This window comes from Clostridium sp. AF23-6LB (genome assembly GCF_003461085.1).
GTDB classification, from domain to species: Bacteria; Bacillota; Clostridia; order Lachnospirales; family Lachnospiraceae; genus Coprococcus; species Coprococcus ammoniilyticus.
The window spans coordinates 182801-197511 of the sequence record NZ_QTWK01000001.1 but is presented as its reverse complement, the minus strand read 5'-3'; the positions used below and the strand labels follow the sequence as shown (position 1 = coordinate 197511).

The window sequence follows — 14711 nt, the reverse complement described above, 5'->3', positions numbered from 1 at the left end:
AATGAAGCTTTATAGTTATAATCGGAGAAAGATATATTTTACATGTATAGCGATCGTAATGACTGCGGTTTTTCTGATGGGAAGACTTGCTTATCTGATGGTTGCAAAAGCGGATTATTATAATCGTGCAGCAACCGGGCTTCATGAAAGAGAACGAAGCATCAAAGCACCAAGAGGAAGGATATACGACAGAAATGGAAATATCCTGGCTGATAATAAAGCAGTCTGTTCCGTATCGGTCATCCACAGCCAGATTGAGGATGAAGAAGCAGTTATACAGGTGCTGAATGAATATCTGGATAAGGGAGAAGCGGAGATACGCAAAAAAGTAACCAAGGTATCCTCCCGTGAATTGATCGCAACAAACGTTGCGAAGGAAACCGGAGATCAGATCCGGGAATTAAATGTTGCCGGAATTAAGGTTGACGAGGACTATAAAAGGTATTATCCTTATGGAAGCCTTGCATCCAAGGTTCTTGGCTTTACAGGAGCAGACAATCAGGGAATCGTTGGCCTTGAGGTCTGGTATAATGAAATTCTGGCAGGAGAGGACGGAAGCATTCATACAGTAACGGATGCAAAGGGAATCGAACTGCCAAATGTAAAAGAAACGAGAGTAAGTCCTGTACCGGGAGATGACCTGGTACTTTCACTGGACTTGACAATACAAAAATATGCAACACAGGCGGCTCTTTCCGTTATGGAAGAGAAGCAGGCAAAACGTGTGGCAATGATCATTATGAATCCGCAGAATGGAGAGATCTATGCCATGGTTGATGTGCCGGAATATGATCTGAACCAGCCATTTCAGTTGAACACGGATCTGGCTGGATACGAGAGTATGACTGACGGTGAGAAGATGGATGCGTTAAACAATATGTGGCGTAATTTTACAGTCAGTGATACGTACGAACCGGGATCGACCTTTAAGATCGTGACAGCGACAGCAGCCCTTGAGGCTGGAACCGTATCCTTATCGGATACCTTTTACTGTCCGGGATATAAGATCGTGGAGGATCGCAGGATCCGGTGCCATAAGACGACAGGACATGGTTCGGAGGACTTCCGGCATGCACTGATGAATTCCTGCAATCCGGCATTTATGACGATCGGAGAACGGACAGGAGCCACGAATCTGTATCAGACCTATCAGAAGCTTGGATTGTTTCAGAAAACCGGGATCGATCTTCCGGGTGAGGCAAATTCCATTATGCATAAGCTTTCCGATATCGGACCGGTAGAACTGGCAACGATGTCATTTGGACAGTCCTTTCAGATATCACCGATCCAGTTTGTGACTGCTGCAGCAACCGTTATAAATGGTGGGAATAAGATCACACCACATATCGGTATGAAGGTGGTGGATGCGGAGAGTCAGGTTATGACGGAGCTTCAATATCCGGTCACCCAAGGGGCGGTCGGTAGTGAAACATCGGCGACAATGCGTGATCTGTTGGAGTCTGTTGTGGCAGAAGGCGGAGGCAGCAAGGCGCAGATCGAGGGATACCGGATTGGCGGCAAGACAGCAACCAGTGAGAAGTATCCGAGAGGAACCGGAAAATACATATCATCTTTCCTAGGATTTGCACCGGCAAATGATCCGCAGGTCATGGCATTTGTTATGATCGATGAACCGACAGGAGTATATTATGGAGGAACGATAGCAGCCCCTGTCATACAGGAGGTATTTTCCAATATCCTTCCATATCTGGGAATACCAAAAGAGGAATAAGAAAATTACCTCATACGTGAGGAAAAATATAGCCATTTCAAAATGAAATGACGGGTAAGGAGTACAAAGAAATGAACTTGGATTTTTCAATTATTTTACCGATACTTATAGCGTTTGGAATCAGCGTGGTGTTAAGCCCGATCGTGATCCCATTTTTAAAGAAACTGAAATTTGGACAGTTTGTACGAGATGATGGACCGGAAACACATCTGAAGAAATCAGGAACACCGACAATGGGCGGACTGATCATTCTGTTGAGTCTGGTGATTACCTCGTTATTTTATATGAAGGATTATCCGGATATCCTTCCGGTATTGTTTGTAACACTTGGTTTTGGTCTGATCGGATTTCTGGATGATTATATCAAAGTCGTTATGAAGCGTTCCCTGGGACTTCGTGCATGGCAGAAGATGCTCGGACAGTTCGTTGTAACAGCAGTTTTTGCATATTATATTGAGAAATATACCGAGATCAACAACGAGATCATTATTCCATTTGTCGGTAAGACAGTTGTTCTTGATAAATGGGTTTATATCGTTTTGTTATTCTTTGTTGTACTTGGAACAGTAAATGGTGCAAACTTCACAGATGGTCTGGATGGCCTTGCTTCTTCCGTAACAGCATTGATCGCTACATTCTTTACAGTTGTTGCGATCGGAACCGGATCCGGTCTTGCGCCTATCTCCTGTGCAGCAATGGGAAGCTTGTTAGGATTCCTTGTATATAATGTATACCCTGCAAGAGTGTTTATGGGTGACACCGGTTCTCTTGCACTTGGCGGATTTGTAGCATCGATTGCATACATGCTGAAGATGCCATTATTTATTCTGATCGTGGCATTCATTTATTTTATAGAAGTATTATCGGTTATCATCCAGGTAGTTTCATTCAAACTGACTGGAAAACGAGTGTTCAAAATGGCACCGATCCATCATCATTTTGAGCTTTCCGGATGGCCTGAGACAAAGGTTGTATCAATATTTGCGATAGTAACAGCCGTACTTTGTGTTGTAGGTTTACTGGCTGTTTAATACGGAGGATATGAAGATGAATTTTAAAAATGCTTTAGTGGCTGGTACAGGTAAGAGCGGCATCAGTGCAGCAAAGCTGCTGATCGCTCATGGCGTAAAGGTTACGCTGTTTGATGAAAATGAAAAAAGAGATAAAAATGATCTGATGGAGAAACTCTCCCAGTCAGAACTTGTTACGATCCTGCTTGGAAAATTAACGGATGAAGTATTAAAGCAGACAGATATTATGGTTATAAGCCCGGGTATTCCGGTTGATTCTGCATTTGTAGAGGATATAAAGAAAGCAGGCATTCCGGTATGGAGTGAGATTGAGCTTGCATATTATTTTGGTAAAGGAAAGATCGCTGCGATCACAGGAACAAATGGTAAGACAACGACGACGGCACTTGTTGGCGAGATCGTAAAGGCGTGGAATCCGAAGACGATCGTAGTTGGAAATATCGGTATTCCATATACCGAGCTTTGTGATACAACCGATGATGACAGTGCAACAGTAGCAGAGATCAGCAGCTTCCAGTTAGAGACGATCGTGGATTTTCATCCGAATGTCAGTGCAATCTTAAATCTGACACCGGATCATCTGAACCGTCATTATACATTTGAAAATTACGGAAATGTCAAGAAGTCGATCACAAAGAATCAGACAGAAGATGATGTGGTTGTATTAAACTATGATGATGATCATACAAGAGCAATGGCAGAGGGAATCCGCCCAAGAGTTGTATATTTCAGCAGACTGGAGAAGCCTGCAGACGGTGTATATGTAGAGGATGGTCACATTGTGATCGAGGCAAATGGAGAAAAGATCGATGTCCTTGCATTAAAGGATCTGATCCTGCTCGGTTCCCACAATGTTGAAAATGTGCTCGCTGCAGTTGGTATCTCTTATTATATGGGAGTGCCGGTCAATGTCATTCGTGATGTTGCAGTCAGTTTTAAAGCCGTAGAGCATAGAATAGAGTATGTAAAGACAGTGGCTGGTGTGGATTATTACAATGATTCCAAGGGAACCAATCCGGATGCAGCCATCAAGGGAATTCAGGCAATGGTAAAACCGACTTATCTGATCGGTGGAGGCTATGATAAAGGCTCTACCTATGATGAATGGATCGATGCATTTGACGGAAAAGTCAGATGTTTGGTTCTGATCGGTCAGACGGCGAAGAAGATCGCAGAGACTGCCAAGAAACACGGATTCCATAATATTGTATTTGAAGACGATCTGTTAGGAGCGGTAAAATATTGTCATGAGAATGCAAAGGATGGAGAAGCAGTTCTTCTTTCTCCAGCATGTGCAAGCTGGGGAATGTTTGATAATTACGAGCAAAGAGGAAGAATGTTCAAAGAATATGTCCGCGATTTTAAGGAGTGAAATATTTGAATGACAGAAACAGGAACACAGATACAAATGAGATAGATAGCAGAAGAAAGCCGTTATGGTACAGCGGACGTTACTTTGACTATCCGCTGCTTGGCATTGTACTGGGGCTTGTTCTGTTTGGACTGGTCATGGTTTACAGCACCAGTTCCTACCGGGCAGATGAACTGTATGGTGACAGTACATATTTTGCAAAACGACAGCTTGTTTTTGAACTTGTTGCACTGTTTGGAATGTTTCTGGTATCGAAGATCGATTATCGCAGATATGCAAGATATTCCAAATATTTTCTGTATGTGGCAATGGCACTTTTAGTGCTGGTCTACATTATAGGAAGTGCGAGCCATGGATCGACCAGATGGATCTATATTGGTGCATTTGGATTCCAGCCGTCGGAATTTGCAAAGCTTGCGCTGATCGTATATACCGCAGATATCTGTACCAGAAAACCCAGAAGCCTGAATACACTGAAGGGTCTGGCGAAGATGCTTCTGCTTCCGTTTGTAACGATCATACTGATCGCGATCGAGAACTTAAGTACCGCGATCATATGCTTTGGCATTGTGGTGATCATTGTATTTGTCGCCAGCCCGAAAAAATGGCCGTTTGTGCTGATGGGGCTGATCGGAATCCTGATGTGCGTGATATTTATTGCAACAGCAGGCTATCGTGCAGATCGTATCCGTATCTGGCTTGCACCGGAAAAATACGATGATGGATACCAGACGATGCAGTCCCTTTATGCGATCGGATCCGGAGGCTTTTTTGGAAGAGGCATTGGGAACAGTATCCAGAAGATGGGATTTATACCAGAGTCCCATAATGACATGATTTTTTCCGTTATCTGTGAAGAGCTTGGTTTATTTGGTGCGGCACTTGTAATCGCAATGTTTGTGGTCCTGATATACAGATGCGCACTGATCGCAATCAATTCCGGTGAACGGTTTGGAGGTCTGATCGCAACCGGTGTTATGGCACATGTTGCTGTTCAGGTATTGATCAATATCAGTGTTGTAACAAATACGATACCCCCGACCGGTGTACCGCTTCCATTTATCAGTTATGGTGGAAGCTCGATATGTTTCATGCTTCTTGAGATGGGACTGGTGCTTGCTGTTGCCAGACAGATGAAGCCGGGAAGATAAAATGGATAGGAAGATATAAAAGATGCAGAACAGGAGAACAGAGAGCGAAACTGAAAAGAAAAAGGGAAGAAAGGCAGGTAAGATTCTGTTGATCATTCTTGGTGCGCTGCTGCTTATATGCCTTAGTGCCTATGTCTATATCCTGAAATGCTACAGTCTGACCAAGATACAGGTGTCCGGCAATGTGCATTATACAGAGGATGAGATCATAGATATTGTAACAAAAGGGAAAAAAGCGGATAATACCCTGTTTTTCTATCTGGACAACAGAATGCATCCGGTAGAGGATGTAACCTTTATTGATAAATTTCAGATTGAAGTGATTGGAAGACATACCATAACGATCACAGTATATGAGAAGTCCATGGCTGGTTGTGTGAGCTATATGGATCAGTATATTTATTTTGATAATGATGGCCGCGTGCTTGAAACGTCTTCCGAAAAGCTGGAGGATGTTCCGTGTATTCAGGGATTGAAATTTGACCGTATCGTTGTGGGTGAAAAGCTCCCTGTAACGAACGAGGATATGTTTCAGGAGATCTTGACGATGACACAGTTGATCGATAAGAACAAGCTGTTGATCGATGAGATCCGGTTTAATAATGACAATGAGATCATCTTGTATAAGGACAAGATCAAAATAGAGCTTGGAAGCGGATCCGGGCTGGAGGACAAGCTTATGAATCTGGAAAGCATTCTTTCTAAACTGGAAGGGAAAAGTGGAACCCTGGATCTGTCGGATTATTCGGCAAGCAGTGGAAACGCAATATTTAAGGAAAATAAGTAAAATTTAAAACAAAAAGTTGTTGCGTTATTTATGAAAAAATCGTATTATTAAGATATTAATGCGATTATATAGATGTACACTCCCTGTACTTTGGGTTGCGGGTGCTAGATCTGCAGCCTGTGATTTGCTTACAGAATGAAGACAACCGGGGGAGGGAGCTGTACAGGAATTATAAAGAAATATATAGAAGGAGGAAACAACCTTGCTCGAAATAAAGTCTAACGATGAGAGAACACCAGCTAGAATACTGGTAATAGGAGTAGGTGGCGCTGGTAACAATGCAGTAAACAGAATGATTGATGAAAATGTAGAAGGTGTGGAGCTGATAGCGATCAACACGGATAAACAGGCACTTTCATTAAGCAGAGCTACAACAAAGATTCAGATTGGTGAGAAGCTGACAAAGGGACTTGGTGCAGGTGCAAAGCCTGAGATCGGTGCCAGTGCAGTTGAAGAGAATAGAGAAGAGATAGCAGATATTATCAAAGATGCCAACATGGTATTCGTAACATGTGGTATGGGTGGTGGTACCGGAACCGGCGCAGCACCTGTTGTTGCGGAGATGGCAAGAAATCTTGGTATCCTGACAGTTGGTGTTGTAACAAAGCCATTTGGTTTTGAAGGAAAGCCTCGTATGAAGAATGCGATGGAAGGAATTGCAAGATTAAAAGAGAATGTTGATACACTGATCGTTATTCCAAATGATAAGTTATTACAGATCTGTGATAAGAGAACCAGTATTCCGGATGCTTTAAAGAAAGCAGACCAGGTTCTTCAGCAGGGCGTTCAGGGTGTAACAGACCTGATCAATAAACCGGGTCTTATCAACCTCGACTTTGCAGACATCCAGACTGTTATGAGAGACAAGGGTATTGCACATATCGGTATCGGTTCCGCAAGCGGTGAGAACAAGGCTGTTGATGCGATCAAGGAAGCTATGGATTCACCATTACTGGAGACAACAGTATCCGGTGCAACCGATATTATTGTAAACTTCTCAGGAAATATTGGTATCGTGGAAGCATACGATGCAGTTACTTACCTGACTGAACAGGCCGGTGATGGTGTAAATATCATCTTCGGTACAGTTGACAATGATAACATGGGTGAGGAGATCAGCATTACGATCATTGCTACAGGCCTTGAGAAAGCAGAGACAACTACACCTGTCAGCAGATTCGCAGGAACTGCAGCTCCAAAGCTTGATACAGTTAATACAACATCATTTGGAGAAGCAAGAAAGACAACACCTACTTATGGTGGACAGGCACTTGGTGGATCATCTTCCATCCGTCCTACTTTCCTGTCAGATGCAGGAGCAGCATCACAGACAGCAAAGCCGGTAGTTCCAAATACAACAAGAACAGCTGCTCCGGTTGAGCCGCATGTAGCTCCGTCTCCAAAACCGGCAAGACCAACTGTACAGTCAAATGACAGTATCAGAATACCGGAATTTTTAAAGAAAAGATAAATAGCAGAGATGCGGACAGATATGTATATGTACGGATGCCATGGCGATATTGCCATGGCATTTGTGCAATAAGCTGTTATGTAGAAATAATATCTGCATCAGTTAATGGATATAAAAATCATAACATGGAAGGAGACAGATATGAGATTCCTGGCAACCGGAGAGGAAATGCAGAAGATCGATCAGATCTCCATTGAACAGATTGGAATTCCCGGTCTGGTGTTGATGGAACGTGCAGCACTTGCTGTAACAGAAGAAATAGAAAAAAGATTTTCACGGATAAAAACAGGAGAACATGATACCGGACGGACAGCATATACCAGGATCCTTGTTGTAACAGAACGCGGAAATAATGGAGGGGACGGTCTGGCTGTAGCAAGGATGCTGGCAGAAAAAGGATATCTGGTAGATGTGTACTGTATCGGACAGGTTAGCAGAGCAACAGAGAGTTATAAGGTTCAGGAGAGTATACTTGGACAGCTTGGGATCAAGATTACAGAGGATTTTCCGAATGGAGAATATGATGTAATCGTAGATGCAATCTTTGGAGTTGGATTAAAGCGTGACATAGAAGGAATCCATAAAGAGGTCATTGATCATATCAATGATATGCCGGCATATGTGGTAGCAGTAGATATCCCATCCGGTATATCGGCTACGACCGGACGGGTAATGAATGTTGCAGTAAAGGCGGATCTTACAGTAACAATGGGGTTAATGAAGGTCGGTATGACCGTTTATCCGGGACATGGATATTGTGGAGAGATCCTTGTAAAAGATATCGGATTTCCGGATAAGGCAGTTGATATGGTGATGCCGGAGATATTTACATATGATGAAGGGGATCTGAACCGGCTGAATAAACGAAGACCGGATGGAAATAAAGGAACCTTTGGAAAAGTTGCAGTCATAGCCGGCAGTCAGGAGATATCGGGAGCAGCCTGTCTTGCGGCATCAGCAGCCTACCGGGTTGGAAGTGGTATGGTAAAGGTATATACCCATAAGGATAACAGAGTGATTGTCGGGGGATATCTGCCGGAAGCATTGATGATGACATATCAGGATGAGAAAACAGCAGTTATCTGTGCGGAGAATGCATGTGCATGGGCAGATGTCATTCTGATCGGACCGGGTATCGGAACCGGAAAAGAAGCGGAATGTATGCTTAAGACAGTGCTGGAGAATTTCAAAGGAACGATCGTTGTTGATGCAGATGGACTTAATCTTTTGTCAGCACATAAGGAGCTGCTTGCATCAGGGGAAATCAGCAGACAGACAGGGAATATAGCACTTGTTATCACCCCTCATGTAAAAGAAATGTCCAGACTGACAGGAAAGACAGTGGCTGAATTAAAAGAAGCACCGGTTCGTGAGTGCAGGACATTTGCGGAAGCAGAAACACTCGTGTGTGTATTAAAAGATGCAAGAACCTGTGTCAGTGACGGAGGCGTGCATACTTACATGAACACTTCGGGAAATGATGGTATGGCAACAGCAGGTTCAGGGGATGTTCTTGCCGGAATGATTGCAGGGCTATCTGCCGGTGGAATATCTCCGACAGAGGCAGCAAGACTTGGGGTGTATATACACGGGCTTGCAGGGGATCGTGCAAAGAAACGGTATGGAAAGGCGGCTATAACCGCCGGCAGTCTGATCGATGAGATCGGTCCGATCATGAGTTCTTATGTATAAAATATAATAGGCAGAGGCGCAGACAAATGAATAAATATAGAAGAATAGAAGCAGATATCAATCTGGATAATATCAGAGAAAATATAAAAATGATGAAGGCATGTGTGCCGGAGAGTATGAAGATGCTTGCCGTGATCAAGGCAGATGCCTATGGCCACGGAGCAGTAGAGGTTTCAAGAGCCCTTTCTGATCTGACAGACTTTTATGCGGTTGCCTGTATTGATGAGGCGGTAGAGCTTCGTCATGCAGGATGTGAGAAGCCGTTGTTGATACTTGGATATACAGACCCATCAGAGTATGATGAACTGATCACATACGATGTAAGACCTGCGATGTATGATAAAGCTGAATGTGCCATTCTCTCAGATGATGCGGTAAAGAAAGGATCAAAAGCAAAGATCCATATCAAGATGGATACCGGTATGAGCCGGATCGGCTTTCAGTGTGATGATGCAGGTATCAATGATATCGTGGAGATCGCGCATATGCCGGGAATTGAGATCGAGGGAATATTTACACATTATTCAAAGGCGGACGAATACGATAAAACAGCTGCAAATGGACAGCTTGCGTTATTCCGGTCTGTAATCGGCAGATTAGAAGAACGGGGGATATCGATTCCTGTAAAGCATATATCAAACAGCGCAGGAATCATGGAGATGGATAATGAAGGCTTTGATATGGTAAGATCCGGTATCGTAACATACGGACTATATCCATCGGATGAGGTCGATCATTCGATCGCGGTACTTAAGCCGGCAATGGAACTACTTGCCAAGGTAGTTCATGTGAAGAATGTGAAAGCAGGAACAGGTATCGGCTATGGATGGACATTTGTCGCACCGCATGATATGAGAATAGCAACCGTGTCTGCCGGTTATGCTGACGGATATCCAAGAGCACAGTCCAATATCGGGCGTGTGATCATTCATGGTAAGTATGCACCGATCACCGGACGTGTCTGTATGGATCAGTTTATGATCGATGTAAGTGATATACCGGAGACGTCAGTCGGTGATACAGTTGTTCTGATCGGAAAATGTGGAGATAAAGAGATCACGGTGGAAGAAGTTGCGGAACCGGCAAACAGCTTCAACTATGAACTGATCTGTAATATCGGAAGACGTGTACCAAGAGTCTATATTAGGGATGGAAAAGAAGTCGGGGAAGTGAATTATCTACGTCGGAACTGAATATCATAGAATAGAATTGGAAATACTTTTCACAACAGAAGATATTAATAAATAAATGGAGTGAAAAGAATTGGTAATCAGAAGAGGCGATATATTTTATGCTGATTTACGGCCTGTCGTTGGTTCGGAACAGGGAGGAGTCAGACCGGTACTTATCATACAAAATGAAGCGGGAAATAAACACAGTTCTACTGTGATCTGTGCAGCGATCACTAGCAAGATGAACAAGGCGAAGCTGCCTACACATGTTGAGATTGATTCCAGCCGGTATGATCTGGCAAAGGATTCGGTTGTTCTATTGGAACAGGTGCGTACGATCGATAAACAGAGATTAAAAGAAAAAGTATGCCATATGGGAGATGACATTCTGAAAAAGGTAGATATTGCGTTAAAGATCAGTCTGGATCTGTATTGATCTTTGTGGCATGGTAATTATAGACATTGTATAATCATACAGTTATACAGATTCCCATATGAATACGGATTATACAGATTCTCATATGAAAAAATTGACGAATGTTGGAATTAATGATATATTTCCATTATATTTGCATTCGTGTGGAATTAAGAGTGAATGCAGAATGAAACGAACAGGAGAGGTGATTTGTAGACAGAGACTGTCTGGTATATGAAATTATTTAATAACAGAAAAGCTGATGAAGAAAAAGTTGAGGAAGAGATTATTTCCATGGTCAATGAGGGTAATGAACAGGGGCTCATTCATGATGACGAAGTAGAGATGATCACAAATATTTTTGAATTCAGTGAGAAAGAAGTCCGGGATGTTATGACGCCGCGTTCCGATGTAGTTGGAATCGACAAACATACTACAATGGATGAAACGATCAAGATCATGCTGGAGAATAATTATTCCAGATATCCGGTGTTTGATGATGATCTGGACAATATAGTCGGAATCCTTTATTTTAAGGATTTCGTAAAAGCGTATTTAAAGGATAAGAATCAGACGATCGAACAGATCATGGTTGAGCCGCTATTTGTGCATCCGACAAAGAATATATCGGAATTATTCAAACGGATGCAGAAAGAGAAAATTCATATGGTTATTGTGGTGGATGAGTATGGTCAGACAGAAGGCATCATAGCGATGGAAGATATTCTGGAAGAAATTGTCGGCAATATTTTTGATGAATACGACGATGATGACGATGATATTGCACTTGCGGGTCATGGATATATCGTGGGCGGCAGAGCAGAACTGGATGAATTGTCGGAACATCTGGGAATTGAGTTTCCGGATGAGGATTTTCAGACACTGAACGGGTTTATGCTGTATGAACTGGGAAGGCTCCCTTATGAGAACGAAAAAATAGATATTACATATAAGGGATATAATTTTGAGACCATTGGGATCAAGGATAAGATGATCGATAAGGTGCGGATAACCAAGGTTGAAAATGAAAATCAGGTATGATATTATGAACCAGTTGGGCTTATAAAGCTTCAAAAAAGAAACCGATATCCGAAAATGGATATTCAAAAGATAGAATTACAGAGTTAAGGAGTAAAAAAATGTCAGGACATTCAAAATTTGCAAATATTAAACATAAGAAAGAAAAGAACGATGCTGCAAAGGGTAAGATCTTTACCATTATCGGTAAGGAAATTGCGATCGCTGTAAAAGAAGGTGGTGCAAACCCTGATAACAACAGTAAGCTTCGTGATGTAATCGCAAAGGCAAAGGCAAACAATATGCCAAACGATACGATCAAGCGTGGTATCGACAGAGCAGCAGGTGATGCAAACTCAGTAAATTATGTTGCTAATACATACGAAGGATATGGTCCGAACGGTACAGCGATCATCGTTGATACGCTTACAGATAATAAGAACAGAACGGCTGCAAATGTAAGAAACGCATTTACAAAGGGCGGCGGAAACGTAGGAACGACCGGTTGTGTATCTTATATGTTTGATAATAAAGGACAGATCATTATCGATAAAGAAGAATGTGATATGGATGCAGATGATCTTATGATGATGGCACTGGATGCCGGAGCTGAGGATTTCAGTGAAGAGGAAGACAGTTTTGAGATCATCACAACACCGGATGATTTCTCAGCAGTCAGAGAGGCTCTTGAAAAAGAGGGAATCAAGATGGCAGAAGCAGAGCTTACCATGATCCCACAGAACTATGTAGATCTGACAGATCCTGAGGTTGTAAAGAAGTTTACAAGAATTCTGGATCTCTTAGATGAAGATGATGATGTACAGGCTGTATATCACAATGCAAATCTTCCGGATGAGGAATAATTATATCGTTCATGCCATTTGTGCATGAAAGAATTTCCACAGAATCCACATGCAATTTTATGTAAGGGGGTGTGGAGATTCTACCATATATGTATGCCAGGCAGGCAGCAGGACGGCAGAAAGCCGTTTGGCAGCACGCCTGGCATATGGTATGTTAAAAACAAATGCAGAGAGCATATATACATTTTACAACAAGAGTAGGAGAGTAGAATGAAGGGAATATTAAGATATTTACGGGACTATAAAAAAGAATCGGTTCTGGCACCATTATTTAAAATGCTGGAAGCCTGTTTCGAACTGCTGATCCCGATCGTAATGGCACATATTATTGATACCGGTATTAAAAATCAGGACATGGGATATGTTCTTCGGATGTGTCTCGTTATGATCGCACTTGGTATCATCGGCCTGAGCTGTTCTCTGACAGCACAGTATTTTTCCGCAAAAGCAGCAACCGGATTCGGAACGGCACTTCGAAGTGATCTGTTCCGTCATATCACAAGTCTTTCTTATAATGAGATTGATACGATCGGAACATCGACACTGCTTACTCGAATGACCAGTGATATCAACCAGATCCAGACAGGTGTCAATCTGGTGCTCCGTTTGTTCTTACGTTCTCCGTTTATCGTATTCGGTGCGATGATCATGTCATTTACGATCGATGTCAAATCAGCCATGACCTTTGTGGTTACAATACCGGCATTGTCGATCGTTGTATTCGGAATTATGCTTGTCAGCATTCCATTGTTTAAGAAGGTACAGGCAAGACTGGATAAGGTCATGCTTCTGACCCGAGAGAATCTGGAAGGTGCCCGTGTGATCCGGGCATTTAACAGACAGCAGAAAGAGGTTGATGAATTCGATAAGTCAACCGATGATCTGATGGATATTCAGTTGTATGTCGGAAGAATCTCGGCATTCTTAAATCCTGTCACATATGTGATCATCAATCTTGCAACTGTTGCGATCATCTGGATCGCAGCCGGACAGACCGATATCGGTATCCTGTCACAGGGTAAGGTTGTTGCACTGATCAACTATATGTCACAGATCTTAGTTGAGCTTGTAAAGCTTGCCAATCTGATCATTAACATCACAAAGTCGATCGCATGTGCAAAGAGAATCAATGTTGTGTTTGATACGAAGCCATCGATCACAGAGGTTGAAGAAGATTCTGCTTTATCAGAAGCACAGAAGGCAGCCGGCCAGGATGTTCCTAAGGTGGTATTTGACAACGTAGCCTTACGGTATGGTAAAGCATCGGAAGATTCACTGACCGGTATATCCTTTACGGTAAAAGCGGGAGAAACGATCGGTATTATCGGTGGTACGGGTTCCGGTAAGAGTTCTCTGGTCAACCTGATCCCGAGATTCTATGATGCCACCGGTGGTGCGGTTAAGATCGATGGTGTGGATGTAAAGGACTATGATCTCCGTTCCCTTCGAATGAAGGTAGGTGTAGTTCCGCAGAAGGCAGTTCTGTTCCAGGGCACGATCGCCGAGAATATCCGCTGGGGTAAAAATGACGCAACGGAAGAAGAGATCAATGAGGCACTTACGATCGCACAGGCAAAAGAATTCGTTGATCAGAAAACAGATGGCATGAACTTTAAGATTACACAGGGTGGCAAGAACTTATCCGGTGGGCAGAAGCAGCGTCTTACGATCGCAAGAGCAGTTGTAAGAAAGCCTGAGATCCTGATCATGGATGACAGTGCATCGGCACTTGACTTTGCAACAGACGCAGCTCTTCGGCGTGCGATCAAAGAGCAGACAAAGGGTATGACCGTATTTATCGTTTCCCAACGAGCATCGACGATCATGGGAGCCGATCAGATCATTGTATTAGATGATGGACAGGTTGCAGGTATCGGAACCCACGAAGAACTGTTACAGTCCTGTGAGGTATATCAGGAGATATGTCAGTCACAGTTATCGGCAAATGAAGTATCCGGTAAAAAGACTTCTGCCGGAAATGCAATGGCATAGGAAGGAGGAAACGACG

Annotated in this window: 12 protein-coding genes; all 12 read left to right on the top strand. The window is 43.0% G+C overall.

The features are described from left to right. Position 1: 1 nt before the first annotated feature. The 12 genes from DWY07_RS00830 (at position 2) to DWY07_RS00775 (ending at position 14695) form a co-directional block, all read left to right on the top strand. Positions 2-1732: a penicillin-binding transpeptidase domain-containing protein gene (locus tag DWY07_RS00830; RefSeq protein WP_117821941.1), complete on the top strand. Its 1731-nt coding sequence runs from the start codon at positions 2-4 to the stop codon at positions 1730-1732. A gap of 71 nt (positions 1733-1803) precedes the next feature. After that, positions 1804-2763, top strand: coding sequence for a phospho-N-acetylmuramoyl-pentapeptide-transferase (gene mraY, locus DWY07_RS00825; RefSeq protein ID WP_021944491.1), 960 nt, complete (start codon positions 1804-1806; stop codon positions 2761-2763). 16 nt (positions 2764-2779) lie between these two features. Beyond that, entirely contained in the window at positions 2780-4135 is a 1356-nt protein-coding gene (murD, locus tag DWY07_RS00820; RefSeq protein WP_242997281.1) for a UDP-N-acetylmuramoyl-L-alanine--D-glutamate ligase, read from the top strand. After that, positions 4132-5286, top strand: coding sequence for a putative lipid II flippase FtsW (gene ftsW, locus DWY07_RS00815; RefSeq protein WP_226800980.1), 1155 nt, complete (start codon positions 4132-4134; stop codon positions 5284-5286). Before murD ends, ftsW begins: the two co-directional genes overlap by 4 nt. 22 nt (positions 5287-5308) lie before the next feature. Continuing rightward, positions 5309-6073, top strand: a complete 765-nt coding sequence (locus tag DWY07_RS00810) for a cell division protein FtsQ/DivIB (RefSeq protein ID WP_117807344.1) — start codon at positions 5309-5311, stop codon at positions 6071-6073. Positions 6074-6275: 202 nt separating this feature from the next. Then, positions 6276-7544: a cell division protein FtsZ gene (gene ftsZ, locus DWY07_RS00805; RefSeq protein WP_021944487.1), complete on the top strand. Its 1269-nt coding sequence runs from the start codon at positions 6276-6278 to the stop codon at positions 7542-7544. A 141-nt stretch (positions 7545-7685) separates the two neighbouring features. Then, positions 7686-9236 (top strand): NAD(P)H-hydrate dehydratase, encoded by a 1551-nt coding sequence (locus tag DWY07_RS00800; RefSeq protein WP_117821939.1) that lies wholly within the window; start codon positions 7686-7688, stop codon positions 9234-9236. A gap of 26 nt (positions 9237-9262) precedes the next feature. Continuing rightward, entirely contained in the window at positions 9263-10429 is a 1167-nt protein-coding gene (gene alr / locus DWY07_RS00795) for an alanine racemase (RefSeq protein WP_117821938.1), read from the top strand. Between the two features lie 70 nt (positions 10430-10499). Then, on the top strand, positions 10500-10844 hold the full coding sequence (locus tag DWY07_RS00790; protein WP_008402980.1) for a type II toxin-antitoxin system PemK/MazF family toxin: 345 nt from the start codon (positions 10500-10502) through the stop codon (positions 10842-10844). 213 nt (positions 10845-11057) lie between these two features. After that, positions 11058-11864 (top strand): hemolysin family protein, encoded by an 807-nt coding sequence (locus DWY07_RS00785; protein ID WP_021944484.1) that lies wholly within the window; start codon positions 11058-11060, stop codon positions 11862-11864. A 98-nt stretch (positions 11865-11962) separates the two neighbouring features. Continuing rightward, positions 11963-12703, top strand: a complete 741-nt coding sequence (locus DWY07_RS00780; RefSeq protein ID WP_008402983.1) for a YebC/PmpR family DNA-binding transcriptional regulator — start codon at positions 11963-11965, stop codon at positions 12701-12703. Between the two features lie 210 nt (positions 12704-12913). Further along, entirely contained in the window at positions 12914-14695 is a 1782-nt protein-coding gene (locus DWY07_RS00775; RefSeq protein WP_117821937.1) for an ABC transporter ATP-binding protein, read from the top strand. The last annotated feature ends 16 nt before the right edge of the window (positions 14696-14711 follow it).

Coding starts and splice junctions, on each gene's coding strand:
- DWY07_RS00800 (WP_117821939.1), top strand. CDS start 7,686: ATGAGATTCCTGGCAACCGGAGAGGAAATGCAGAAGATCGATCAGATC.
- murD (WP_242997281.1), top strand. CDS start 2,780: ATGAATTTTAAAAATGCTTTAGTGGCTGGTACAGGTAAGAGCGGCATC.
- alr (WP_117821938.1), top strand. CDS start 9,263: ATGAATAAATATAGAAGAATAGAAGCAGATATCAATCTGGATAATATC.
- DWY07_RS00775 (WP_117821937.1), top strand. CDS start 12,914: ATGAAGGGAATATTAAGATATTTACGGGACTATAAAAAAGAATCGGTT.
- DWY07_RS00830 (WP_117821941.1), top strand. CDS start 2: ATGAAGCTTTATAGTTATAATCGGAGAAAGATATATTTTACATGTATA.
- DWY07_RS00810 (WP_117807344.1), top strand. CDS start 5,309: ATGCAGAACAGGAGAACAGAGAGCGAAACTGAAAAGAAAAAGGGAAGA.
- mraY (WP_021944491.1), top strand. CDS start 1,804: ATGAACTTGGATTTTTCAATTATTTTACCGATACTTATAGCGTTTGGA.
- DWY07_RS00785 (WP_021944484.1), top strand. CDS start 11,058: ATGAAATTATTTAATAACAGAAAAGCTGATGAAGAAAAAGTTGAGGAA.
- DWY07_RS00780 (WP_008402983.1), top strand. CDS start 11,963: ATGTCAGGACATTCAAAATTTGCAAATATTAAACATAAGAAAGAAAAG.